23 protein-coding genes are annotated in these 25,224 nt (G+C 61.7%); 17 read left to right on the top strand and 6 right to left on the bottom strand.

What is annotated here, in order from left to right; all coding sequences use genetic code 11:
* The first annotated feature begins 44 nt into the window (after positions 1-44).
* From MQW23_RS11325 to MQW23_RS11315, 3 genes are all read left to right on the top strand, one after another.
* Positions 45-689 (top strand): glutathione S-transferase family protein, encoded by a 645-nt coding sequence (locus MQW23_RS11325; protein WP_252108202.1) that lies wholly within the window; start codon positions 45-47, stop codon positions 687-689.
* Positions 690-832: 143 nt separating this feature from the next.
* On the top strand, positions 833-1,585 hold the full coding sequence (locus tag MQW23_RS11320; RefSeq protein ID WP_252108201.1) for an HAD family hydrolase: 753 nt from the start codon (positions 833-835) through the stop codon (positions 1,583-1,585).
* Positions 1,582-2,625, top strand: coding sequence for a pentapeptide repeat-containing protein (locus tag MQW23_RS11315; protein WP_252108200.1), 1,044 nt, complete (start codon positions 1,582-1,584; stop codon positions 2,623-2,625). Before MQW23_RS11320 ends, MQW23_RS11315 begins: the two co-directional genes overlap by 4 nt.
* 10 nt (positions 2,626-2,635) lie before the next feature.
* On the opposite strand, the gene MQW23_RS11310 is transcribed toward MQW23_RS11315, so the two are convergent.
* The 5 genes from MQW23_RS11310 to ribA all read right to left on the bottom strand — a co-directional run bounded on the left by MQW23_RS11310 (position 2,636) and on the right by ribA (position 8,196).
* Entirely contained in the window at positions 2,636-3,067 is a 432-nt protein-coding gene (locus MQW23_RS11310; RefSeq protein ID WP_252108199.1) for a response regulator, read from the bottom strand.
* Complete coding sequence (locus MQW23_RS11305; RefSeq protein ID WP_252108198.1) at positions 3,054-4,382, bottom strand: sensor histidine kinase; 1,329 nt, start codon at positions 4,380-4,382, stop codon at positions 3,054-3,056. The genes MQW23_RS11310 and MQW23_RS11305 overlap by 14 nt, the downstream gene beginning before the upstream one ends.
* Entirely contained in the window at positions 4,379-6,121 is a 1,743-nt protein-coding gene (locus tag MQW23_RS11300; protein ID WP_252108197.1) for a sensor histidine kinase, read from the bottom strand. Before MQW23_RS11300 ends, MQW23_RS11305 begins: the two co-directional genes overlap by 4 nt.
* A 51-nt stretch (positions 6,122-6,172) precedes the next feature.
* Complete coding sequence (locus MQW23_RS11295; RefSeq protein ID WP_252108196.1) at positions 6,173-7,489, bottom strand: GGDEF domain-containing response regulator; 1,317 nt, start codon at positions 7,487-7,489, stop codon at positions 6,173-6,175.
* 71 nt (positions 7,490-7,560) lie between these two features.
* Positions 7,561-8,196 (bottom strand): GTP cyclohydrolase II, encoded by a 636-nt coding sequence (gene ribA / locus MQW23_RS11290; protein WP_252108195.1) that lies wholly within the window; start codon positions 8,194-8,196, stop codon positions 7,561-7,563.
* A gap of 160 nt (positions 8,197-8,356) precedes the next feature.
* Between ribA and hemE the strand changes: the two genes are divergently transcribed.
* From hemE to MQW23_RS11255, 7 genes are all read left to right on the top strand, one after another.
* Complete coding sequence (gene hemE / locus MQW23_RS11285) at positions 8,357-9,460, top strand: uroporphyrinogen decarboxylase (protein ID WP_252108194.1); 1,104 nt, start codon at positions 8,357-8,359, stop codon at positions 9,458-9,460.
* On the top strand, positions 9,457-10,317 hold the full coding sequence (gene speE, locus MQW23_RS11280; protein WP_252108193.1) for a polyamine aminopropyltransferase: 861 nt from the start codon (positions 9,457-9,459) through the stop codon (positions 10,315-10,317). Before hemE ends, speE begins: the two co-directional genes overlap by 4 nt.
* Positions 10,318-10,420: 103 nt before the next feature.
* The gene (locus MQW23_RS11275; RefSeq protein WP_252108192.1) at positions 10,421-11,446 is read left to right on the top strand and encodes an amino acid ABC transporter substrate-binding protein; all 1,026 of its coding nucleotides are present in this window, start codon (positions 10,421-10,423) and stop codon (positions 11,444-11,446) included.
* A gap of 253 nt (positions 11,447-11,699) precedes the next feature.
* A complete protein-coding gene (locus MQW23_RS11270) occupies positions 11,700-12,725 on the top strand; it encodes an amino acid ABC transporter substrate-binding protein (protein ID WP_252108191.1) in 1,026 nt (341 codons plus the stop codon).
* Between the two features lie 79 nt (positions 12,726-12,804).
* A complete protein-coding gene (locus tag MQW23_RS11265; RefSeq protein ID WP_252108190.1) occupies positions 12,805-13,995 on the top strand; it encodes an amino acid ABC transporter permease in 1,191 nt (396 codons plus the stop codon).
* 15 nt (positions 13,996-14,010) lie between these two features.
* On the top strand, positions 14,011-15,111 hold the full coding sequence (locus tag MQW23_RS11260; RefSeq protein WP_252108189.1) for an amino acid ABC transporter permease: 1,101 nt from the start codon (positions 14,011-14,013) through the stop codon (positions 15,109-15,111).
* A gap of 59 nt (positions 15,112-15,170) precedes the next feature.
* Positions 15,171-15,899 carry an amino acid ABC transporter ATP-binding protein gene (locus tag MQW23_RS11255; protein WP_252108488.1) on the top strand — a complete coding sequence of 243 codons (729 nt, stop codon included), beginning with the start codon at positions 15,171-15,173 and terminating at the stop codon, positions 15,897-15,899.
* Here the strand turns inward: MQW23_RS11255 and MQW23_RS11250 are convergent.
* Positions 15,896-16,495: a histidine phosphatase family protein gene (locus tag MQW23_RS11250; RefSeq protein WP_252108188.1), complete on the bottom strand. Its 600-nt coding sequence runs from the start codon at positions 16,493-16,495 to the stop codon at positions 15,896-15,898. The genes MQW23_RS11255 and MQW23_RS11250 overlap by 4 nt on opposite strands.
* Before the next feature lie 176 nt (positions 16,496-16,671).
* On the opposite strand from MQW23_RS11250, the gene phnD reads away from it, so the two are divergent.
* From phnD to MQW23_RS11215, 7 genes are all read left to right on the top strand, one after another.
* Complete coding sequence (phnD, locus tag MQW23_RS11245; RefSeq protein WP_252108187.1) at positions 16,672-17,655, top strand: phosphate/phosphite/phosphonate ABC transporter substrate-binding protein; 984 nt, start codon at positions 16,672-16,674, stop codon at positions 17,653-17,655.
* A gap of 52 nt (positions 17,656-17,707) precedes the next feature.
* On the top strand, positions 17,708-18,508 hold the full coding sequence (gene phnC / locus MQW23_RS11240; RefSeq protein ID WP_252108186.1) for a phosphonate ABC transporter ATP-binding protein: 801 nt from the start codon (positions 17,708-17,710) through the stop codon (positions 18,506-18,508).
* Positions 18,495-19,301: a phosphonate ABC transporter, permease protein PhnE gene (phnE, locus tag MQW23_RS11235; protein WP_252108185.1), complete on the top strand. Its 807-nt coding sequence runs from the start codon at positions 18,495-18,497 to the stop codon at positions 19,299-19,301. The genes phnC and phnE (MQW23_RS11235) overlap by 14 nt, the downstream gene beginning before the upstream one ends.
* Positions 19,295-20,104, top strand: a complete 810-nt coding sequence (phnE, locus tag MQW23_RS11230) for a phosphonate ABC transporter, permease protein PhnE (RefSeq protein ID WP_252108184.1) — start codon at positions 19,295-19,297, stop codon at positions 20,102-20,104. Before phnE (MQW23_RS11235) ends, phnE (MQW23_RS11230) begins: the two co-directional genes overlap by 7 nt.
* A gap of 76 nt (positions 20,105-20,180) precedes the next feature.
* Complete coding sequence (locus MQW23_RS11225; protein WP_252108183.1) at positions 20,181-20,609, top strand: host attachment protein; 429 nt, start codon at positions 20,181-20,183, stop codon at positions 20,607-20,609.
* 120 nt (positions 20,610-20,729) lie between these two features.
* Positions 20,730-22,616 (top strand): methyl-accepting chemotaxis protein, encoded by a 1,887-nt coding sequence (locus tag MQW23_RS11220; protein ID WP_252108182.1) that lies wholly within the window; start codon positions 20,730-20,732, stop codon positions 22,614-22,616.
* 253 nt (positions 22,617-22,869) lie between these two features.
* The gene (locus MQW23_RS11215; protein WP_252108181.1) at positions 22,870-24,972 is read left to right on the top strand and encodes a methyl-accepting chemotaxis protein; all 2,103 of its coding nucleotides are present in this window, start codon (positions 22,870-22,872) and stop codon (positions 24,970-24,972) included.
* The last annotated feature ends 252 nt before the right edge of the window (positions 24,973-25,224 follow it).

Genomic DNA, 25,224 nt, shown 5'->3' with positions numbered 1-25,224 from the left:
ATCGCCGACTAACATGACGTTCCGACCTTAAAAGGAAGTGACCCATGATCACACTTTACGGATACCCCCATTCCCGCTCGCTGCGCGCGGCCTGGACCCTCGAGGAGCTGGGCGTCGAGTACCGCTGCCAGCACGTGGCGCTGGACAAGGGCGAAGGCCGCGCTGAGGCGCACTTGGCGCGCCATCCGGACGGCAAGGTGCCGGTGCTCGAGGACGGCGATTTGGTCCTGTTCGAGTCTGTTGCCATCTGCCGCTACCTGGCCGAGCGCTACGGCGACGACACGCTGTTGCCCGGCCCCGCCGAAGGGCGTGCCGAGGTCGACCAGTGGCTCTGTTTCGTGGCCACCGAGCTTGAACAACCGCTTTGGAATCACGCCAAACACACCTTCGCGCTGCCCGAAGAGCAGCGCGTGGCGGCGGTGATCCCCACCTGCGCTTGGGAGTTTTCTCGCGCGCTCAAGGCGCTCGAGCGCCGCTATCAGGGCCAGACGTATCTGGTGGGGGAACGCTTCACGCTGGCGGATCTTTTCCTCGCCCATACGCTGAGCTGGGCGAAGAGCATGAAGTACCGCCTGCCGGACACGCTCGAGCGCTACATGACCGCGCAGCTCGAGCGCCCCGCCATGGCCCGCGCCGTCGCGCAAGAGAAAGCTGCCGCCGAAAAGGCCGGCAGCGAGGCGACCGGCTAAGTCGTTTCAAACAAGTCATTCAAAACAAGTCATTCAAAACAAGCCGTTCCAGACAAGTCGTTCCATCCAGGTCGCTCGACGGGCGCTGGTCACGCTTTTAGCACCGACCTACAATGACGGCCTCGCTTTCAAGGGATTCAACGATGCCGCCCTCCAGGCCCGTCTTGCTGTTCGACGTCTTCAAAACCCTGCTCGTCTTCGACGGCGACCACGTCGATGCGAGCACCTTCGTCTTTCTCGCCGATTGGCTGCGCTACCGCCAGGTCTTCATCGAGGCGCCAAGGCTCGAGCAGCGTTTCTGGGCGATTACCCGGGACCAGCTCGACGCCGCCGGCGGTGAGGCGCCGGACGTCGACGTGCACCGGGTATGGGAGGCGCTGCTCGCCGAGGCAGACGTGCCCGCCGCGCGCCGCGACGTGCTGGCGGCGGAGCTCGCTTTGACCTATCGCCAGATCACCACCCGCGAGATCGGCCTATGGCCGGGCACGCGCGCGATGCTCGACGCCTGCGCGGCGGACTTCCGCCTTGCCATCGCTTCCAACACTCAGCGCGCCTATACCGAAGCGGAGCTTTCCATGCTCGGGCTGTGGGACGACTTCGAGCTCGTGCTGTTCAGCTCCGACGTTAAGGCCTGCAAGCCCGACCCGGCCCTGTTTCGCGCCGCGCTCGACGCGCTCGATTGCCCTGCGGACAACGTCATTTACGTGGGGGATAACCCTTTCGATGACGTGCTGGGCGCCAGCCAACTCGGCATTCCGACGATTTTGCTCGATCGCGGCACCCAGGCGCCAGAAAGCGTGGCGCTGCCGGCACCGCTGTCCACGATCAAGGACGGCGACCCGCAGGCGGTGGCCCGCATCGCGCGCCAGCACTTCGGTTTGGAAAGCGCCCCGTGAAGCGGCTGACCGCGGCACAGGTCGAAGAGCGGCTCACCGCTCGCCAGAACGACTGGGTCGACTTCGTCGGGTGCGAACTCGAGGCGGTCAACTTCGGCAATCCGCACTACGCTACGCTGCTCGAGCGCTTCGATTTTCGCGACGCGCGGCTTTTTCGCTGCACCTTCACCAACGCACAGCTTCGCGACGCGAGGTTTCAGCAGGCCGAACTCATCGACTGTGATCTGCGCTACGCCGAGTTCGAGCGCGTCTCTTTCAAGCGCGCACGGCTCCAGGGCTGCGACTTCTACCGGGCGCGGCTGGGGATGAATACCGTGTTCGAAGCTTCGGACATCAGCGCCTGCTCGCTGCATCTGGCGGTGTTCGACGGCGTGGCGCTACCGCGAGGGGCGATCGAGGAAGGGTTCAAAAGCGGACTATTGCAGGAGCGCGAGGCGGACTTCGCCGCGTTTCACGCCGATTTGGCTGCGCGCGGCCGGGGCGACGATCCCATACGCACCCCGCTGCATTTGTCGCGCCGCCACCGCGAGGCGGCGGATATCTATCGCGCGCTTTCGGCCCACTGGAGCGCCAAGGGCAGCACGCGGGATGCGGGCTGGGCCTACTATCACGCCCGCCGACTAGAGACGCGGGCGGTACGCCCGGACCAGGTGTGGCGGCGCCGGCGCATCGAACGTGAGCTGGATACCCCAACGCGCCCGGGGCTCTTTCGTGCGACGCTGCGCTGGTTGCTGGGCACCAGCGCCGACCTGGTCGCCGGTTTCGGTGAAAGTCCGCTGCGCGTGATGGTAACGCTGCTGGTGGTGATGCTCGCCTTCGCCGGGCTCTACGCGGCGACCGGCGTGGCAGGCACACAGGGCGAAACGCTGAACACGCTCAACGATGCGCTGTTGTTCAGCGCTCAGGCAATGACCGCCTCGCTCGATGCCGAGCTTTCGAGCCGCTGGCTGAAGTGGGCGACCACGCTCGAAACGACGCTCGGCATTACGCTGCTCGGGCTTTTGGGGTTCTGCCTAGGCAATCGGCTGCGAAACGCCTGAGTGGTAAGTCTCAAGAAGGCCGACGTACCAGCGCCAGCCAGTAATCTTCCAGCGAGCGAATCGAGGCGATGAACTGCTCGATGTCCACCGGCTTGACGATGAAACCAGCGGCGCCCAGATCGTATGAGGCGACGATGTCCGATTCGGCTTCCGACGTGGTCAGCACTACCACGGGTATCTGACGCAGGGTGTCGAGCGATTTGACTCGCTCCAGAAAGGCTCTCCCTCCCATGCGCGGCATGTTGAGATCCAGCAGAATTAGATCCGGCCTCGGTGCATCGCCATGAACTCCCTCGTGCTGTAAAAACTCGAGCGCCTCTACACCATCACCCACATCATGCAGTTCCACCATCATCTGACCTTCGTTGAAGGCCATTTTGGTCAAGTGGACATCGGCGGGCTCATCTTCCACCAGCAGCACGACAAAATTACCGTTCCTCATGATTTGCTCCTCCAAAGGGCAGATCGAACACGAAACAGGCTCCACCGTCCTTGCCATCTTCGACGACAATACGCCCGTCGGCCTCGCGAAGGGTCTTCACGACCGTGGCAAGCCCTACCCCGGTGCCAGGGTAGGCATCGCCGTTGGGTACTAGCCGAGTAAACATATCGAACACCTGCTCACGATACTCCGGCGCAATGCCTTGACCGTTATCGATAACCCGGTAGTAGGCGCGCCCATTACTTACAGTGCCGCTGACGATTACTTCAAGAGGACGTGCCGGGTCCCGGTACTGCCAAGCGTTATGCAGCAGCAGTTTGAATATTTGAGTCAAAAGCCTGTAATCGAAATACGCCTTTGGCAGCGCGCCATCAACGGTCAGGCTCTCCGACTCACGCAGCGGCTCGAGCAAAGGATCGTGTCGATAGAGTTCATTGAGCAGCTTCGCGACGTCGACCCGCTCATTGATGACCTTGGTGTTACCGACACTCAAGTAGCGCTGAACATCCCCGACCAGTTCGCTCAGCCGCTGGGCCTGAGTGCTGATGAAATGAACCGCCACACCCTGGGCCGAATCCGCTGGCTCTGACGATGACGTTCGAAGCTGACGGGCAAAGCTCACCAGCCGGCGGCTCGGCTCCTGGAAGTGGTGCGCCATTGCCTGACTCAAACGCTCGAGTTCCTGATTTCGAAAAGAGAGTTCATCGATCAGGCGTACGTTCTCTCGCTGGGCCCCGCGCAGCCGTACCAAAGCCAGGATCAGCAGAAGGATCACCAGCGCCTGAGCCAGCGCGCCGCCTATCCAGAGCCAGCGGGCTCTCTCTCGCGCGCGACTCAGCGCAGCCATTTGAAGATCCACTTGTTGCTCAACGGACTCAACGTAGCGCCGCTCGGCGGTGCCCTCGGCAAAGCTCAAATCGACAATAGTAGAAAGCACCTTTGAACGACCGTTGTCGTCGAAGGGCTGTGTGTACACACCCACCACGTTGATACTGCCATCGGCCAGCCGGTGGCGAAATATCAAATGGTTACGTTCCCCCCTGCTGACGCGATTCAACTCATCGCGTATTTGCTCTTGGGTAAACGTATTGATCTCATTGATATTCATGCGCTCCAGATCGGAGTAGCCGTAGAACGCCTTCGCTGCCGGGTTGGCACGCACGATATCGCCATTGTCGGTGGCTACCATCCACATCGGCACGGAGCTTTTCTCGAAAAATTCGTCGAAGGTGGGCTGCGCTTGACCTTGTGACGCGACGAGCGACAGCGCCACCATTAGCGCAAGGCCAATCCCACGACGAAAAAACCGATTCATGACGCCTCCACTGCCCGTTCGGGCAACGTGAAATGAACGACGCTCCCCTCTCCGCGGCCCGGCGAGGTAATCCAAATATGCCCTTCATGATGTTCGACGATCTTGCGACACACCGCCAGCCCCACCCCGGTGCCCTCGAATTGGTCGCGCCCGTGCAGACGCTGAAACACCTTGAACAGCCGCGGGATCTGCTCCGGATCGATGCCGATGCCGTTGTCGGCGATGGTGATGTAAAACTCCTCTTCACGCCGCCGGCAATCGATGCGCACCTCGACCGGGGTGTCAGCGGCGTGATACTTGAGCGCGTTGCCGATCAGGTTTTGAAACAGGCGCGTCATTTCATCGTGGCTTGCGCGAATCGCGGGCCACTCGCCCTCGACGCTGATCGTTGCATTGGCCTCTGCCACCGCCGGGGCGAGAAAATGCAGCGCTTCATCGAGGGTCTTGCGCAGCGCCACCTCGGTGAAGGCTTCCCCCTGGCGCCCAACACGGGAGTACTCCAGCAGCGAGAGCAGCATGTCATCCATGCGTTTGGCGCCATCGCTCATGTAATGCAGCATGGTCTGTCCGTCCGCGTCGAGCTGAGCGCCCAAGTGGCGCTTTAAAAGCCCGGCGTAGCTGGTCACCATGCGAAGCGGCTGACGCAAATCGTGGGAGGCGGCGTAGGCGAAGTGCTCGAGTTCGGCGTTGGATTTTTCCAGCGACTCACGGTAAGCGTCGCGCTCTTTTTGCAGCTCGTGGCTTTCGGTAATGTCACGCAAATAGCCATGCCACATCGTGCTGCCGTCCTCTAGCCGCTCAGGAACGGCGTTGCCTTCGATCCAACAAAGTCCTTTAACGGGGTGATGAACGCGGAATATCTCGCTCCAAAGCGTTAGCTTGTCGGTGGAGGCCTCGATACTGGCCGATACACTCGCCAGATCATCGTCATGAATAATCGCAAAAACCTGATTAACGTCCCGGTTGGCCTCTTCCGGCGTAATACCATAGACCTCCGTCATGCCCTCGCTTGCGTAGGGAAAACTCATGGAGCCATCCACGCCCCGCCAGAACTGATAGATCGTGCCGGGTAGGCGTGCACTGAGTTTTGTAAGGCGCTCGTGGCTGACGCGCGCCTGCGTTTCGGCTTCCTTGCGGGCATCGATATCGATATGGATGCCCGCCATCAACAGCGGCGCGCCCTCCGGGTCTCGGGCCAGAACCCGCCCGCGCGAATAGACCCAAATGTAGCGCCCGTCGCGATGGCTCAGGCGAAACTCGACGGTGTAGGTTTCGGCGCTACCGTCGACGTGAGCCGAAAGCGCTTGGCGCGCCCGCTCAAGGTCTTCCGGGTGGCAAAGCCGCTCCCAAGTGCCGATCGTGACGGGCGCCAGCTCCTCGAGCGTATAGCCGAGCATTTCGGCCCAGCGCTCGTTGAGGTGCAGCTCATCGGTTTTGACGTTCCACTCCCAGGAACCCGCTGAGGTGCCCCACAAAATGCCGTTGAGCGCCTGCTGCTGCTGGCGCAGCTTGGCCAAGCGCTGTCGGCTTCGCCAGTAAACGTAGGCCAAAAGAATCAGCGAGGCGATCAGCCCCGTTAGAAGCGCCGGCGTTAACCAATCGCCTGTGAAGAGGGGCGATGTGCTTTGACGGACGGTGTCACCGGCGTACAGAGCCACCGGGTAAAACGTACCTATGAACGCAAATCCGCGCCACCAGGCCGCTTTTTGTATTTTATTGGTTGCACGCCGTGAGCTCACGCCGCCTCCTCGCATTGAAAGTGTCTTTCAATGCGTATCGGCCAACTCGTCTTAAACGTTAATGCATATCCGGTTACGACCGCTGTTTTTGGCCTCGTAGAGAGCGATGTCGGCGCGGGCGAGGGCGCTGTCGGGGAGTGTATCGCTGCTTTCTAAAGCCGCTACGCCGATACTGGTGGTGACCTTGAGCGGCTCGTCGAGGCCCGCCAAGGGTATGGCCATTGCCTCAACGGCGCGACGCAGCTTCTCGGCGGCGACCTGGGCGCCGCTGACATCGGTATCCGGCAACATGACCGCAAACTCCTCGCCGCCAAGCCGGCCAAACACATCCATCTTACGAAGCTCTGCGCTGACGGTATCGGCAAAGCGTTTGAGTACGGCATCGCCAGCGCCGTGGCCGTAGCGGTCGTTGACGCTTTTGAAGCGATCCAGGTCGAACATCACCATGCAGGTGACGTAGCCGGGCTTGCGTTTGACTCGGGCAAGCTCGCGCTCGGCCAGGTTCATGAAGCTGCGTCGGTTGAGCTGGCCGGTCAGCTCGTCGTGCATGGCCAGCCGCGTAAGCTCAGCTTCCATAGCCTTACGCTCGCTGATGTCCTGCTGAACACCGACCAACCTCAGAGGATTGCCCTTGAGATCACGGCTAATGATATGGCCGGATTCGAACACCCAGATCCACTGGCCATCGCGATGTTTCATGCGAAATTCACACTGGTAGCTGGTCTGTTCACCCTTTAAGTGACTGTCGATCGCGGACTTGAGCGTGGCCATATCTTCCGGATGAACGCAGTCCAGCCATTCATCCGCACTCTGGGGCAAATCGGCATACTCCCGCCCGTAACCAAGCGTGGCTAACCAGCGCTCGCTGTAGATGAACTCGTTGCGATCAAATAACCAGTCCCACACGCCCAGATTACCGCCCTCAATCGCAGCAGCCATCCGCTCCTCGGAAAGTACCAGTCGTTGCTCCAGCTTGGCGCGGCTGATGGCATAGCGAATCGCGCGGTTGAGCGAATCAGCGTCTATTTTGCCTTTGATCAGATAGTCCTGCGCCCCGGCTTCGAGCACCTGAAGCGAGAATTCGGCGTCGTCGTAACCCGTCAGCACCACGATAGGAATGGTGCCGACCGTCTGTTTGCACGTTAAAACGGTTTGAATGCCGCTGGTATCGGGAAGGCTCAAGTCCAGCAAAACAACATCGGGCGGCGAGGTCGATTCCTGCAAGGAATCACCAAGAGCACTCAGGCTATCAACCCAGACCAGCTCGCTTTCGCGATGGTCATACTTGAAGATGTACTGGATGAGTGCGGCGTCGCCGGGGTCGTCTTCCACCAGCACGATCGAGAGCTGACTGGATGTCTGGGTCATGGTAAGCCTTCCGCTTTGTCGTCTGGCAAGACTGCGCAGAAGCGGCTTCAGAGTCAAGCGACGTCAATCGCTCACTTTTTACGCTCGATATCCACACTGTCGGCTTGGGTAAAGTCGCCCAGCGCCATCATGTGGCCGAGCTTGCCGGCCTTGGTGGCCAGGTACTGCTCGTTGTGCGGGTTGAGCCCGGTGGTGATGGGCAGGCGCTCGACGACGTTGACACCGTCTTTGGTCAGAGCGGCGACCTTGCGCGGATTGTTGGTCATCAGCTTGAGCGCTTTGATCTCCAGGTGCTCGAGCATCGGTACGCACAAATCGTAGCGGCGCAGGTCAGCGCCAAAGCCCAGCTGCTCGTTGGCCTCGACGGTATCGGCGCCCTGGTCCTGGAGCGCATAGGCGCGAATCTTGTTTAAAAGCCCGATACCTCGCCCTTCCTGGCGCAGATACAAGAGCACCCCGCGCCCCTCTTCGGCGATGCGCTTGAGCGCCTCCTGGAGCTGATAGCCGCAGTCGCAGCGCATCGAGAAAAGCCCGTCGCCGGTCAAACATTCCGAGTGCACGCGCCCCAGCACCGGCTCATCGCTTGTCACGTCGCCAAGTGTCAAGGCGATATGATCCTTGCCCGTCGCCTCGTCCTCGAAGCCGTGCATGGTGAAGGTGGCCCAGGGCGTGGGGAGCCGACAAGCGGAAATGAAGCGGATGGTCACGAATTACCTCGCAAATCGACTGGAGCCGTCAACGATGTGAGTATCAAAGCGCGATAGTCTATCAAAAAGGCGCGCCGGTCTCACGGCCTGCGCCGCGCCGGCTATCCCGAAGCGCATCACCTCGCCTACAATAGGGCAAATTTCTCAAGAGCAGGCGTTTATGTCTTCCGTTGCGACTCCCCCTCCCTTGCACAACGACCGCTTTCTTCGCGCGCTCGCCAAAGAGCCGGTCGACCGCACGCCGGTGTGGATGATGCGCCAGGCCGGGCGCTACCTGCCGGAGTACCGCGAGCGCCGCGCCCAGGCGGGCAGCTTCATGGATCTGTGCCGCAACCAGGAGTTCGCCTGCGAGGTCACGCTGCAGCCGCTGGAGCGCTTCCCGCTGGACGCGGCGATACTGTTTTCGGACATTTTGACGATCCCCGACGCCATGGGCCTGGGGCTCTATTTCGAAACCGGCGAAGGGCCCAAGTTTAAAAAGACCGTGCGCACCCCGGAAGAGGTTGCCTCGCTCAGCGTGCCCAACGCCGAGCGCGACCTTGATTACGTAATGCGCGCGGTCTCCACCATCCGCCGCGAGCTTAATGGCCGGATGCCCCTGATCGGCTTTTCCGGCAGCCCCTGGACGCTGGCCACTTACATGGTCGAAGGCGGCTCGAGCAAGGATTTTCGCCACCTGAAAACCATGCTCTACGATACCCCGGACACCATGCACCAGTTGCTGGATACGCTGGCCCACGCGGTGACCGACTACCTCAACGCCCAAATTCGCGCCGGCGCCCAGGCGGTGCAGATCTTCGACACCTGGGGTGGCTCGCTCTCCACGCCCGCCTATCTCGAGTTCTCGCTGCGCTACATGGAGCAGATCGTCTCGGGCCTGATTCGCGAGCACGAAGGCCGCCGGGTGCCGGTGATTTTGTTCACCAAGAACGGCGGGCAGTGGCTCGAGGACATCGCTTGCGCCGGCTCCGATGCGGTGGGGCTCGATTGGACCACCGAGCTCAGTGATGCCCGCGCGCGCGTCGGCCACAAGGTGGCGCTGCAGGGCAATCTCGACCCCAACGTACTGTTCGCCCGCCCGTCCGCCATTCGCGCCGAGGTCGCGCGGGTGCTGGAAAGCTATGGGCACGGGCCGGGCCACGTGTTCAACCTGGGTCACGGCATCAGCCAGTTCACCAACCCGGATAACGTGAGCGCCTTCATGGAGGCACTTCACGAACTCAGTCCACAGTATCACCAGAACGACACCGGAGACGTTCGATGAGCGATTTTAATCAGGACCAGTGGTTTACCGAAGTATTCGACAGTCACGGCAGCGCCTTTTCGATGAAGATCACCGAGAAGCTTTGGGACGTGCAAAGTGACTATCAACACCTCGAGGTGTACGCCACCGAAACCTACGGCAACCTGATGGTACTCGACGGCTGCGTGATGCTGACCGACCGCGACAACTTCCTCTACCACGAGATGATTGCTCACCCGGCGCTTTACACCCACCAGGACCCGAAGCGCGTGGTAATCATCGGCGGCGGCGACTGCGGCACGCTAAAAGAAGTGCTGCGCCACGAAGGCGTCGAGAAGGTCACCCAGATCGATATCGACGAGGAAGTCACCAAAGCCTCCGAGCGCTTCTTCCCGGCGCTGGTCGAATCCAATAGTGATCCGCGCGCGGAGCTTCTGTTCGCCGACGGCGTGAAGTGGGTCGATGATGCCGAGGACGAAAGCATCGATGTTCTGATCATCGACTCCACCGACCCGGTCGGCCCGGCGGAAGGGCTGTTCAAGACCGACTTTTTGAAGCGCTGCCACCGGATTCTCAAATCCGGCGGCGTACTGGTGCAGCAAAGCGAATCGCCGCTTTATCACTCGGGCTCGATCATTCGCGAGCTGCGCACGGATATGCAGGCGGCGGGCTTTGAAAGCGTGGCCACCCTGCCCTTCCCGCAGCCGGTCTACCCGTCCGGCTGGTGGAGCGTGACGCTGGCCGGCAAGGGGGCAAGCGTTGAAAGCTTCCGCGAAGAGGCTGCCGCCGGCCACGAAATGCCGCTACAGTACTACACGGTAGAGGCGCATCGCGGCGCCCTGGCGCTGCCGCCTTTCATGCGCGCCGCCTTCGCCTAGCGCTCATCGAGCGGGCAGCACGTTGACGAGGCCGGGCATTGCCCGGCCTTTTTGGTGGTTTTTTGCAGATCGCACGACTCCCCAACCAGAGAGGGCAATAACAATGAACAATCAATACCGATACCGCGGTGTGGCCGGCGTGCTGGCGGCGGCGCTGTTACTCCCGGGGCTTGCGATGGCCACCACGCTCGAGACGGTCAAGGAGCGCGGGGCGCTGCGCTGCGGGGTCAACGCCGCCCAGCCCGGCTTTTCGGCGCTGGACGACGAAGACACCTACCAAGGCCTGGATACCGACATCTGCCGGGCGGTGGCCGCCGCCGCGCTCGGCGAAGGCGCGCGCGTCGAGTTCGTGCCGCTCGATTCCGTCGAGCGCTTCGCCGCTCTCCAGTCCGGCGAGGTCGATGTGCTCGCTCGCACCACGACCTGGACCTCGAGCCGTGATACCACGCTTGGCCTTCACTTCACAGGGGTGAGCTACTTCGATGGCCAAGCGTTCATGGTGGCAAGCGACCTGGGCGTGCAGAGCGCCCGCGAGCTCGATGGGGCGGCGGTATGCACCCAGTCCGGCACCACCAGCGAGCTCAACCTGGCCGACTATTTTCGCCGCCACGATATGGCATTCGAGGCGGTGGTATTCGACGCGCCGGAACAGTCGATCATCGGCTTCGAAGAGGGTCGCTGCGACGTGCTGAGTTCGGACTCTTCGCAGCTTTACGCCCAGCGCATGCAGCTTGCCGACCCAGACATGGCGGTGGTGCTGCCCGAGGTCATTTCGAAAGAGCCGCTGGGCCCGGCGGTGCGCCAAGGTGACGATCAGTGGTTCAACATCGTCAAGTGGTCGCTTTATGCGCTGCTCAACGCCGAGGAACTGGGCGTGAGCCAAACCAACGTCGACGAAATGCTCGAGGATGACTCCCCGGAGGTGATGCGTCTTCTGGGCCGCGACGGCGATTTTGGCGAGGGCATGGGGCTTAACGCGGACTGGGCGTATCAAATCATCAAGCAGGTCGGTAACTACGCCGACGCCTTCGATCGCAGCGTCGGCGCGGGCTCACCGTTTAATATTGGCCGCGGGCTAAACGCGCTATGGAAAGATGGCGGTTTGCAGTACGCCCCGCCCATTCGCTAGGCGCGCCGGCGCTATTTGACTGTTTTTACTGAGCGAATTTCAAACAAGCGTTTGGACGCCGCACTAAAAGTGGGCAACGCGTAGCCGATTGCGCACCGTTTTACAGCACAACTTTGGTCATAACGTTGGCGCTTTTGCGTTGAAAAGCGCTGAATGAGTCGACAGGCCCTTTCTGGCATCTTCCTTGCTAGCGTTATGGGTGTCGTAGATCGATGCCTATAACGATATTCAAATAACGAGGACGGGAAACACCATGTTCAATAAAAAAAACGCGGTACTGCTGGCCTCCGCCGGTGCTCTCACCCTATCCGGTGTAGCGAGCGTTCAGGCGGACGTATTGGAAGATACGCGCTCACGAGGCGCCGTGCAGTGTGGCGTGAGCGATGGCCTGCCGGGGTTCTCCGCCCCCAACGATAGCGGCGAGTGGCAGGGGCTCGACGTCGATATCTGTCGCGCCGTGGCCGCCGCGGTGCTGGGCGATGCCGACGCAGTCAACTACATCTCGCTCAACGCCGTCGAGCGCTTCACCGCGCTGCAGTCCGGCGAAGTCGACGTGCTGTCGCGTAACACTACCTGGACCACCACCCGCGACACGACGCTGGGCCTCAACTTCGCCGGCGTCACCTTCTACGACGGCATCGGCTTCATGGTCAACCGCGACTTAGGGCTCAGTGGCGCCGATGAACTCGACGGCGCGGCGATCTGTATTCAATCTGGCACCACCACCGAGCTCAACGTGGCGGACTACTTCCGCGCCAACGACATGGCCTTCGACCCGATCGTTTTCGACACCTCAGAGCAAACCGTTGGCGGCTTCCAGTCCGGGCGTTGCGACGTGCTGACCTCGGACTCCTCCCAGCTGGCCGCGCTGCGCATTCAGCTCGACGACCCGGAAGGCGCCGTCATTCTGCCGGACATCATCTCCAAGGAGCCGCTCGGTCCGGTGGTGCGTCAGGGCGACGACACCTGGTTCAACATCGTCAAGTGGTCGCTGTTTGCGATGCTCAACGCCGAAGAGTACGGCATCAGCTCTGAAAACGTCGACGACATGATGGACAGCGAAAACCCGGACGTCGCACGCATCCTGGGTCAGGATGGCAACTACGGCGAAGGCATGGGTCTTGAAGCCGACTGGGCCTACAACATCATCAGCCAGGTCGGTAACTACGCCGAGAGCTACGACCGTAACGTCGGCATGGACTCACCGCTTGAGATCGAACGCGGTATCAACGCGCTGTGGAACCAGGGCGGCTTCCACTACGCACCGCCGATTCGCTAAGCGTCTCGCAAGACCCGGCCCGCCGCGCATCGCCCGGCGGGCCGTTTGATCGATTCTGCCGTATCGCGGAGACGCCTTCATGTCAGCAAGACCAACCGCTCGCCCGGTGGGCCACAAGCCCCCCTTCTGGCGAGACCGCGCCAAGCGCGCGCTCATTTTTCAGGTGCTGGTGGTAGCGGCCGTCGCCGTCTTTTTGCTCTATATCGTGGGCAACACCCAGCAGAACCTGGCCGCCCGCGGCATCACCACAGGCTTCGGCTTTCTGGACAACACCGCCGGTTTTGGCATCGTTCAGAGCCTGATCGACTACTCCTCGCAGAGCACCTACGGGCGCACCTTCTTCGTCGGGCTGCTCAACACGCTGCTGGTGGGCGGGCTTGGCGTGCTCGCGGCGACCATCATTGGTTTCGTCGTCGGGATCGCTAGGCTCTCGCCCAACTGGCTGATCGCCAAGTTGGCCGCTGCCTACATCGAGACCTTTCGTAACATCCCGCTGCTGCTGCAGATCTTTTTCTGGTACTTCGCCGTACTGCGTACGCTACCCGGCGCCCGCGATAGCATGTCGCTGGGCGAGGTCATCTTCTTGAACGTGCGCGGGCTCTACCTGCCCAAACCGCTGTTCGAGTCTGGCTTCGGGCTGATTCCCGCTGCTTTTTTGGTCGCGATCGTCGCCAGTATTGCATTGCTCGTGTGGAACAAGCGCCGCCACGAGGCCACCGGTAAGCGCCTGCCCGCCTACTGGATAGCGCTTTTACTGCTGATTGGCCTGCCGCTTTTGGTGCTGCTCGCCACCGGCGTGCCGATCACCTGGGACGTGCCGGCACTGGGCGGCTTCAACTTCCGCGGCGGCGTGACGGTGATTCCGGAGTTTCTGGCGCTGTGGCTGGCGCTTTCGATCTACACCGCCTCGTTCATCGCCGAGATCGTGCGCTCGGGTATCCAGGCGATCTCCCACGGCCAAACCGAAGCCGCCCAGGCGCTGAGCCTGCCGCGCAATCTGATTCTGCGGCTGGTGGTGGTGCCTCAGGCGATGCGAGTGATCATTCCGCCGCTCACCAGCCAGTATTTGAACCTGATCAAGAACTCGTCGCTGGCGACGGCCATCGGCTATCCGGATCTGGTATCGGTGTTCGCCGGTACCACGCTGAACCAGACCGGCCAGGCCATCGAGGTCATCGCCATGACCATGGCGGTCTATCTGACCATCAGCCTTACGGTTTCCATGTTCATGAACTGGTTCAACGCCCGCGTGGCGCTGGTCGAACGCTAGGCGAGGATGACACCCATGATTCACAATAAAACCATGATCGACCAGCGCCCGGCGCCGAAAAGCACCATTGGCCCGATGGCGTGGCTGCGCGGCAATCTTTTCAACGGCCCGGTCAATACGCTGTTCACGCTGGTCGGGCTCTACGTGCTGTACCTGCTGGTGGTACCCACCGTGCAGTGGGCGATCATCGACGCCAACTGGGTCGGTACCACGCGCGAAGACTGCACCCGCGAAGGCGCCTGTTGGGTATTCGTCAAGGCGCGCTTTACCCAGTTCATCTACGGGCTCTACCCGCGCTCGGAGCTTTGGCGCGCCAACATCGTCTTCGTCGGCTTTTTCGCGCTGATTGCCTGGCTTGCCATTCCGCGCCTGCCGCTCAAGCGCTGGGTGGCGGTGTTCGCGCTGGTGGTGTTCCCGGTGATCGCCTACGTGCTGCTTCACGGCGGCCATTTCGGCCTGCCGCGGGTGCCGACCCACCGCTGGGGTGGTCTGATGCTGACGCTGCTGCTGGCCTCGGTCGGCATGATCGGGGCGCTACCGATCGGCATCGTGCTGGCACTCGGGCGGCGCTCGAGCATGCCGATCGTCAAGAGCTTTTCGGTGGTGTTCATCGAGTTCTGGCGTGGCGTGCCGCTGATCACCGTGCTGTTCATGGCCTCGGTGATGCTGCCGCTGTTTCTGCCCTCGGATCTCTCCGTCGACCGGCTGATCCGCGCGCTGATCGGGATCACGCTATTTCAAAGCGCCTACATGGCCGAAGTCATTCGCGGCGGGCTGCAAGCGATTCCGCGCGGCCAGGACGAAGCCGCTGCCGCACTCGGCATGACCTACTGGAAGCGCATGGGGCTGATCGTCATGCCCCAGGCACTAAAGATGATGATTCCCGGCATCGTGAACACCTTCATATCGCTTTTCAAGGACACGACGCTTGTGATGATCATCGGCCTTTTCGATCTTCTGGGCATCGTGCAGGCGGCGCTGTCCGACTCGCGCTGGCTGGGCTTTTCGCTGGAAGGCTACGTGTTCGCCGCGTTCGTGTTCTGGATTTTTTGTTTCAGCATGTCGCGCTATAGCCAGTATCTTGAGCGCCGCCTCAACACCGGCCACAAGCGCTAACGCCGCCCCCTTTCAAGGATAACCTCATGAGTGAAGCAGCTTTAAAACCTCAGGATTCGATGGTCGAGATGCGCGGCGTCAACAAGTGGTACGGCGACTTTCACGTGCTGCGCGATATCGACCTCGACGTAAAGCGCGGCGAGCGCATCGTCATTTGCGGGCCCTCGGGCTCGGGCAAGTCCACCATGATCCGCTGTATCAATCATCTGGAGGAGCATCAGCAGGGCGAGATCGTCGTCGGCGGCGTGCCGCTCACCCAGGACGTCAAGCGCATCGAGCAGGTGCGCCGAAGCGTGGGCATGGTGTTTCAGCACTTCAATCTGTTTCCGCACCTCTCGGTGCTGGAGAACTGCTGCATCGCGCCGATGTGGGTGCAGAAAAAATCACGCCGCGAAGCGGAAGCCCAGGCGATGCAGTACCTGGAGCGGGTGCGCATCGCCGAACAGGCGAAAAAGTACCCGGGCCAGCTTTCCGGCGGCCAGCAGCAGCGCGTGGCGATCGCCCGCTCGCTGTGCATGCACCCGGACGTGATGCTCTTCGACGAGCCCACCTCGGCGCTCGACCCGGAGATGATCAAGGAGGTGCTCGACGTCATGGTCGAGCTTGCCGAGGAAGGCATGACGATGCTCTGCGTGACCCACGAAATGGGCTTTGCCAAGACCGTGGCGGACCGGGTGATTTTCATGGACCAGGGCCAGATTATCGAGGAGAACGCCCCGGAGCCGTTCTTCAACGACCCGCAGTCCGAGCGCACCCAGCTGTTTTTGAGCCAGATCCTCGGCCACTAAGCGCTTTTGTCGACCAGCGTGATGCTGGCAGGCGCAAGCGGTGTCTGGTCCCGATGGCCGGTGAGCGGCTTACCGGCCAGCGCGGTGAGCAGTATCTGCAGCGGGTCGCCGTGGCTGACCAGCAAAATCGTCTCGCCGCTGACCCGCGCCTCCCACGCCGCAATCACCGCCTGCATGCGAGCCGCTACCCGGGCGACCGGCTCGACCCCGTGCGCGGCGTGCTCGGCGTCTGAGTCATCGAGCACCCATACGCCCTGGTAACACGCCACTTGCTGGCCGTCGAACTCGCCAAAATAGCGCTCGCGCAGACGCTCGTCCTTTTCCATGGTTACGCCCAGCGCATCCGCCACCCGGCGCGCCGTCTCGGTGGTGCGTAGAAAGTCCGAGTGTACGATGCGCGTAGGTACCGGCCAGTCCCAATTTTCCACCACCTCGTCAAGCTGACGCTCGCCGGTTTCGGAAAGCCCGAAGGCACCGAGCCCGCGCTCGGGAGAGCTAATGATCAGCCCCTGCTCGTTGGCCTGGCTATGGCCGTGACGCATCAGCAGATAGCGGTTGCGCCAATGGTAGTAGGTGCTCTGTAAAGTGCTTGACATATGTTTGTCACAAACCCTAGGTTGAAGAAGCGTCGTTTTCGAAAAACAAGTATTCAATGCGCAGTAACGAAACCAAAAGCGAGCTGGACGCCGTAGTAACGCTCAAAAGCGCGCGCCGGCCATAAAAAAACAGCCATAACACGTCTTCATAAAAACAAACTACCTTCGAGGTTTCCATGAAAAAGCTTCTCTCATCCAGACCCGCGCTGTCATGGGCGGCGGCACTGCCTCTTGCGCTACTCTCATCCACAGCGTTTGCCGAATGCGAACGTGGCGACCTCGACGCCATTTACTGCGATGAAAATGGTGACATGGTCGCCGACCGCCCTGCCGACGAGTCCGAATGGGCCAACCCGGACACGCTGATTTTCGCCTATACCCCGGTCGAGGACCCGGCCATCTACTCCGATATCTGGCAGCCCTTCATCGAGCACTTGTCCGAGGTGACCGGGCGTGACGTGCGCTTTTTCGCCGTGCAGTCCAACGCCGCTCAGGTCGAAGCGATGCGCAGCGGCCGGCTCCATATCGCCGGCTTCTCGACCGGCCCCACGCCCTTTGCCGTGAACCTGGCAGGGGCGGTGCCGTTTGCGTTGATGGGCTCCGACGACGGCCAGTTTGGCTACACCCTTCAGCTTTTCACCCACGTCGACTCCGACATCGAAACCGTCGAGGACCTCAAGGGCAAGCGCGTCGCGCATACCTCGCCGACCTCCAACTCCGGCAACCTCGCCCCACGGGCGCTTCTGCCAGAGCTGGGCGTCACCCCGGACGAGGATTACGAGGTCGTCTACTCCGGCAGTCATGACCAATCGATGCTCGGCGTAGTGGCGCGCGATTATGACGCCGCCCCGGTAGCCTCGGAAGTGGTCGAGCGCATGGCCGCTCGCGGGCTTTACGACGAAGAGGACGTGCGCCTGATTTACGAGTCCGACCGCTTCCCCACCACCTCCTATAACTACGCCTACAACCTGCACCCGGATCTGGTCGAAAAAATCGAAGAGGCGTTTTTCAGCTTCGACTTCGCCGGTACCGAGCTTGGCGAGGAGTTCGAGGGCGTAGAGAAGTTTATCCCGATCAACTACAAGGATAACTGGCAGGTGATTCGCACCATCCAGGCCGCCAACGGCGTGACCTATACGCCCGAGAATATGGAAGAGTAAATCGCGCCGCGCCTCAGGGCGCGGTTTGCTGGCTGCCGATGGAAGCGACAACATGCTGGAAATAAAGAATCTGGTCAAACGCTATGGCCACAGCGAGCCCGTGCTCAAGGGGCTCGATCTCAAGGTCGAAGGTAACAGTGTGGTGTCCATCGTAGGCGCCTCGGGCGCGGGCAAAAGCACGATGCTGCGCTGTATCAACCGCCTGGTGGAGCCGACATCGGGTTCCATCACGCTCAATGGCGTCGAACTCGTCCATTTGAAAGGCGCCGAGCTCAGACTTGCCCGGCGCAAAATCGGCATGGTCTTTCAGGGCTTCAACCTGCTCGACCGGCTAACGGTGATGGAGAACGTGCTGGCCGGCCGCCTTGGCTACGTCAATCTGTTTCAGGCCATCTCCAGACGCTACCCGCAGGAGGATATCGACCGCGCCTTTCACCTGATGGAGCGCGTGGGCATCGCCCACTACGCCAACAAGCGCGCCGACGAGCTCTCTGGCGGCGAGCGCCAGCGGGTCGGCGTGGTGCGTGCGCTGATGCAGGAGCCGGACGTGTTGCTGGCCGATGAACCGACCGCCTCGCTCGACCCGCGTACCTCCGAGCAGATCATGGTGCTGTTGCAAAGCCTAGCCAGTGAGCTTTCGCTGCCGGTACTGATCAATATCCACAACGTCGCCCAGGCCAAAACCTATACCGAACGTATCGTGGGGCTTCGCCACGGCAAGATGATTTTCGACGGTGAACCGGCGGCGTTCAACAAGGACGCACTCGACGAAATCTATGGCGGCATCGAGGCGCCGGACGGCGACATCACCGCAGAGCCTGCCGCTTCGGAGACGACGCATGACGCCCATTGAGTCTTCGGCCCCACGCCGGTGGAAAAAACCGCCGTTCATCGCTAACCCGTTGGTGCGCTACGGCATTTTGATCGTCGCCGCGGCGTATTTGATCTGGGCGTTTGGCTCGCTGCCGTTCAACTGGGCGCGCATCAGCGAAGGCGTACCGCGGGCGGCACGCATCTTCAGCGGTGGCTTTCCGCCCAACTTCGACCGCTTCGAGCTGCTGTTGACCGGCTTCAAGGAGAGCTTCCAGATCGCGATTCTGGCAACGCTGCTGGGCGTTTTGCTCTCGATTCCTTTCGCCGTGATGGCGGCGCGCAATATCGCTCCGATGCCGATCTACCTGGTCGGGCGCGCGATCATCATCGTATCCCGCAGCTTTCATCCGGTGATCGTGGCGATTCTGTTCGTCGCCGCGGTGGGCTTTGGACCACTGGCGGGCATTTTGACGCTGACGCTCTACTCGATCGGCTTCGTCGGCAAGCTGTTGGCCGAAGAGATCGAGGAGATCGACTGGGGGCAGGTCGAGGCGATGCGCGCCTCGGGGGCGGGCTACCTGGCGACGCTGTTCTACGCCGTGTTCCCGCAAATACTGCCGCGCCAGATCGGGCTCTCCATGTATCAGCTCGATAGCAACCTGCGCGCCTCTGCCGTGGTCGGTATCGTCGGCGCCGGCGGTATCGGCGGCACGCTGATGAACGCCTTCGGGCGCTACGACTACGACTTCGCCTTCGCGATTCTCTTAGTGATCATCGCGGTGATTTTGTTGAGTGAAGGTATCAGCGGCTGGGTGAGGAAAAAGATATGGTAGATCACGCCGAACAACTCGCCGACCGCGTTTGGCAACGTTTTGATCGCAAGGAGCGCCTGATTCGCTACGCGGTGCTGCTCGCCACCTTGATGCTCGTGGTCTGGGCGTTGAGCGATATCGATATCTTCTGGCCCTGGGTGTGGGACGCGCCCAATCAGATCTCCGGGCTGGCGGCGCGTATGTGGCCGCCGAGCCCGGCGGGCTTTGCCAACATCGTAAGCGCTCTGCTCGAAACCGTGCACATCGCCACGCTCGCCACCTTCCTGACCATCTTTCTCGCGCTGCCGGTAGCCTATATCGCCGCGCAGAACACCACGCCCAACCGGGCGTGCCTATGGCTTGGGCGCTTCATTCTGGTCTCGAGCCGCTCGGTGAATACGATCATCTGGGCGCTGCTGTTCGTGGCCATTTTCGGCCCCGGGGTGCTGGCGGGGATTCTCGCCATCGTGTTCCGCTCGATCGGCTTCATCGGCAAGCTGATGGGCGAGGCGATCGAGGAGATCGACCGGCGCCCAGTCGAGGCGATGGAGGCAACCGGCGCGTCGAAAGCCAAGGTGATCGCCTACGCTATCGTGCCCCAGGTGATGCCGGCGTTTTTCGCTATCGTCATTTTGCGCTGGGACATCAACATTCGCGAATCCACCGTGCTGGGGCTGGTAGGCGCCGGCGGCATCGGCGTGATCCTCCAGGGCGCGATCGATACCTTCGCTTGGCCGACGGTCGCAACGATTCTGCTGGCGATCATCGTGCTCGTGCTGATCGGAGAGGCGCTGACGAGCGTCTTGAGGCGCAAGGTGCTTTAACGCGGCCAGCGGTTGACCGAACGTCGATCGCTTGCCATGTTTAATCAACCACTAACGACACGGAGGACGTTTGATCATGCCAACTTACATTGTGGTGGCCGACGCAGGACGCGCGCGCATCTTCACCCATGCCGCGAACAAGCTCACCGAGAAGGAGAGCCTGGTGCACGCCGAAGGGCAAATGCACGAGGGCGATCTGGTGACCGATAGCCCCGGGGCAGGTGTCCACACCGGCTCACAGGGCTCGGCCCGCTCCTCCGCCGAAGGCGGCGAGGCGCTCGAGCATGAAAACGAGATGTTCGCCAAGCAGGTCGTGAAATACCTGTTCGACGCACGCACGAGCAATAAGATGGATGAGCTGATCCTGATCGCCGCGCCCAAGTTTCTGGGTCTTCTGCGCGACAAGCTCGACAAGCCGACTCAGAAGATGGTGACGCATACGCTCTCCAAGGATTACACCAAGGCCTCGAGCGATGAGATCGAAGAGGCGATCAAGAAGCTCTGATCCTGTCGGGCGTAGCCCCGGGTAAAATTAACTCATGTTAAGGCCGCTCCTGCCGATAACTAATGCGCTGCTTTTACTGGAAAAAGTAGTGTCATCTGTTAATCGATCAAGAGAGCGGCCATGCTATCCTCCCTACGAACACGCATTCTGCTAGCCGCGTTGGCAGCAATCATCGCGGCATTGACCCTTAATGGCTTTGCCAGCTACTGGACCGTCAAGGGCCATAACGACGAGCAGATCCATCGCCATCTGGATGCTGCCCTTAAGGGCAACGCCCAAGCGCTGAGAGAGTGGGTAGCCGCCCGTAATCGCTTGGTCGCCTCGCTGCCCACCGTCGTTGAAAGCACGGACCCGCTAGCGGCACTCCAGCAACTCCAGGCCGCCGGCGACTTCATGACCACCTACGTTGCCTACGCGTCATCGAAACCGCCGGTCTTTTCCGACGGCTGGCAGCCGCCTGGAGATTACGACCCGCGCCAGCGCCCCTGGTATCAGCAGACCGTCGAGGCCGGCACGACCATCGTGACGTCACCCTACCTGGACATGATCTCCGGCGAGCTGGTGGTCTCCTTCATTCACCCCTACTACGCCAACGACGATAGCGGTCAACTGCTGGGCGTCATCGGCGGCGACATCGGTATCGAAGACGTGGTGGATATCGTCACCGGTATCCAGCCGACGCCCTCGAGCTTCGCCTTTTTGGTCACCGACGACGGCACCATCGCGGCGCATCCGGACAGCGCGCTGGCGCTCGAGCCTTCGACGGTGCTCAACGAGCAGCTCGACCCCGCCTTTCTAAAGAACCTGGAGAGCAGCAATACGCCGACGCCTCTGGTGCTCGATCAGCGCGATAAGCTGCTGATGGCGCGCGATGTCGGGCTCGGCAGCGGCTGGGAGCTGGTCGTCGCCATGGACGAGCAGGAAGCGACCGCGGGCCTTCGCGCCATCGCCTTCTCATCGCTGGCCACACTGGTCATCGTGGCGGTGCTGACCGCGCTCGGCCTTGGCGTACTGCTTTCGCTATTGCTGCGCCCACTCAAGGGCGTCGGTCGCGCGATGGACAACATCGCCTCCGGCGACGGCGATCTAACCAAGCGCCTGCCGGCCACGGGCAAGGACGAAATCGCCCGCATTGCCGGTGCCTTCAACCGCTTTGCGGACAAGATGGAAGCGGTGCTGATCGACGTGCGCACCAGCAGTGAAACCGTGCATCACGCCGCCAGCGAAATTGCGCTGGGCGGTCAGGACCTTTCACGGCGCACCGACCAGACCGCCGCGAGCCTGCAGCAGACCTCGGCCTCCATCGAGCAGATCAACAGCACCGTTGGTCAAACCGCCGCCTCGTCAAAGGAAGCCAACACGCTCTCTCAGGCCGCCTCCGACGTCGCCCACCGGGGCCGTGAGGATGTCTCTCGGGTCGTCTCGACCATGGAGGAGATCACCCGCGCCTCTGATCGCATCGGTGAAATCGTTGTGCTGATGGACGGCATCGCTTTTCAGACCAACCTTCTGGCGCTGAACGCCTCCGTCGAAGCGGCGCGCGCCGGCGAGCACGGTCGCGGTTTCGCCGTGGTCGCTGAAGAGGTTCGCCAACTGGCGCGCCGTAGCAGCGACGCGGCCAACGATATCAAACGAGTCATCGAAGACTCCCAAGCCAAGGTGCATAGCGGCACGTCGCTAGTGCGCCACGCCGGCGACACCATGCAGGAGATCGTGACCAACAGTGCGCGCATCACCGACGTGCTCGCCGAAATCACCGCCGCCACCAGCGAGCAGAGCGACGGTATTCAGCAGGTCAATATCGCGGTGAACGATCTTGATCGCATGACTCAGGAGAACGCCGCCATGGTCGAGGAGTCGACCACCGCCGCCGAGCAGTTAAAAGAGCAGGCCGACCATCTGGCCCGTACGATTGCGAGCTTCACCCTCTCGGCGACCACGCCGGCGCTCGGCTCCGCGCGCCAGAACGCCGCTCTACCCGCCGCCCCGTCACAGCCAGCGTTCTAAAAAACGCTGCACTCGGCTCGCCTGCGGCGCTCTCGACCCAAAAGGTTAGTGAGCGCCGCCTTTTATCCAAAGGCGACGCCCCAGGCACCGGCCGCGACAGCCATGCGCGTTTTTGCCGCGAAGCCGCGTCGGTATATCAAGAAGAGGCTTTTCCTGCCGATACCCCTGTTAACGCCCGACTGTTTCGTTGACGTCGCTTTTTTGATGCCGCAGAGCGCGTAGTGGTTTTCCATAAAGCAACAAGGATATGAACATGCACTTCAAATCGCTTCGCACGCTGATCGCGACCCTCGCCGGTAGCGCCATTTTGCTGGTCGTGGCGGCGCTGGTGATCTATTCGCTAATCGCCAACGCACGCACCCAAGCGCTGGTGGAGGAACAAACCAAAACGTTGCTCGAAAAAAACGCCGCCGCGCGGCTGGAGGCGATCGCCTCGGCGCATACCGAAGAGATCAAGCGCGAACTCGGTCATGCGCTGACGCTGGCAACGAATCTTGCCAATCTCAACGCCATGCTGGGGGAAGTGGATGAGACGGGCCGGCCGCTTCTGTATCTCAGCCGCCGGGAGTTTTCGGTGTTGATTCGCCAAACGGTGGACGACAACCCCGAACTGCTCGATGCCTTCGTTGGCTGGGAACCGGACGCCTTTGGTCTCGATGCGCGTTTTATCAATCGCGAGGATCAGGGGTTTGGCCCGGATGGCCGTTTCATGCCCTGGTGGTATCGCACCGAAAGCGGTGCCATCGAGGTGCTTGCGCTGGGTCAGGACATGGAAAATGAAGCGCTGGGCGACGATGGGATTCGTCGGGGCGAGTATTACCTCTGCACGCGGGAAACGCAGCGCACCTGCGTGGTCGACCCGCACTGGTACGACTACAACGGCGACAACCTGCTGGTGACCTCCTTCAACGCCCCTATCATGGTCGATGGCGAGTTCCGTGGCAGCGCCGGCGTCGATCTTTCGGTCGCGTTCATTCAGGGCCTGCTGGAAGAGGCCAATCAATCGCTTTACGACGGCGCTGGCGAGATGCTGCTGGTGGCAGGCCAAGGCGCACTGGCCGCCAATACCGGTGCGGCGGAACTTTTGGGCCGCGGCGTCGACACACTACCCGCCGCGCTTCAGGGCCCTATCGCCCGCGCCCAGCAGGGCGAGCCCGTCAACCATATCAACACCGACGAGGGCATGTTCGAGCTCTACACGCCCTTTAGCGTCGATGAAAGCGGTCGCCCCTGGGTGATGGTGATTCGCCTGCCGCAGAGCGCGGTCATGGCAGGTCTCCAGGATTTACAGACACAGCTTTCCGACCGAGGCCGGGCCTCCATGTGGGGCATGCTCCTCGTCGGTCTTTTGATTGCCCTGGCGGGTCTGTTGGCCAGTTGGCTGCTAGGTAGCCGAATCGCCCGACCGCTGCGCTACCTGGCCGATCGCATGCGTGATATCGCCTCCGGCAATGGGGATTTGACCCAGCGCCTGCCGGTGCGCGGGCGTAACGAAAGCGCCGAGCTTGCGATTCAGTTCAACGCCTTCGCCGACAAGATCCACGACGTGCTGGTGGATGTGCGCGCCAGCAGTGAGTCGGTCCACCACGCCGCTAACGAGATCACCCAGGGCGGGCAGGACCTTTCCCGGCGCACCGACCAGGCGGCTTCTAGCCTGCAGCAGACCTCGACCGCCATGGAAGAGATCAGCAGCACCGTGGGCCATACCACCAGCGCCTCGAAAGAGGCCAGCGGGCTTTCGCATACCGCCGCCGAACTCGCCACGCGCACCAACGGCGCCTTCGGCCAGGTAGTGTCGACGATGGACGAAATTCGCACGACCTCCGATGAGATCCAGAGCATCGTTAAGGTGATCGACGGCATCGCCTTTCAGACCAACCTGCTCGCGCTCAACGCCTCGGTCGAGGCGGCGCGGGCCGGCGAGCACGGCCGTGGCTTCGCCGTCGTGGCCGAAGAAGTGCGCATGCTGGCCTCCCGTAGCCGCGACGCGGCGGCAGATATTCGCCAGCGTATCGGCGCCTCGGTGGACAAGGTCGAAAGCGGTACGAAGCTCGTGCGCGAGGCCGAACAGGCCATGCATGAACTGGCCGACAGCGTCTCCCGCGTCAACCAGATGCTGGGCGATATCAGCACCGCCGCCAGCGAGCAAAACGACGGCATCGGCCAAGTCAGCATCGCGGTCAACGACCTCGATCAGATGACCCAGCAAAACGCCGCGCTGGTCGAGGAGTCAACCACCGCCGCCGAGCAGTTGAAGGAGCAAGCGGAGCGTTTGGCCGAGCTGGTGGGCGGGTTCACGCTCGCCGATAGCAACGAGCACCAAGCGCTGCTGGCCCCACACAAGGCCGACTACTAACGAGGCGTCACGCGCCTAGCGGTTCCGGCCGCTGGGCGCTTTTGCCAGCACTTTTCAACGCCTGCGCAGCCGGGCGCGCTTTTCCACTCGTTCGAGCATCCGCCAACGGTCCGGCGCCGATGAAGTCATGTCGCCGTGCCGGATTCACGCCGGTCAAAAACCCTCAACACAAGACTAAAGTCTTAACCGCTGTAGCCGATAACGACGTCACCTTGATCCCCAGGTTTTACCTTCGGGTCGCCCTATACACTT

The sequence above is a fragment of the Halomonas sp. S3-1-1 genome, assembly GCF_023757625.1.
Lineage (GTDB): Bacteria > Pseudomonadota > Gammaproteobacteria > Pseudomonadales > Halomonadaceae > Vreelandella.
The sequence above is the reverse complement of the archived record's forward strand: the minus strand, read 5'-3'. Positions and strand labels throughout refer to the sequence as shown.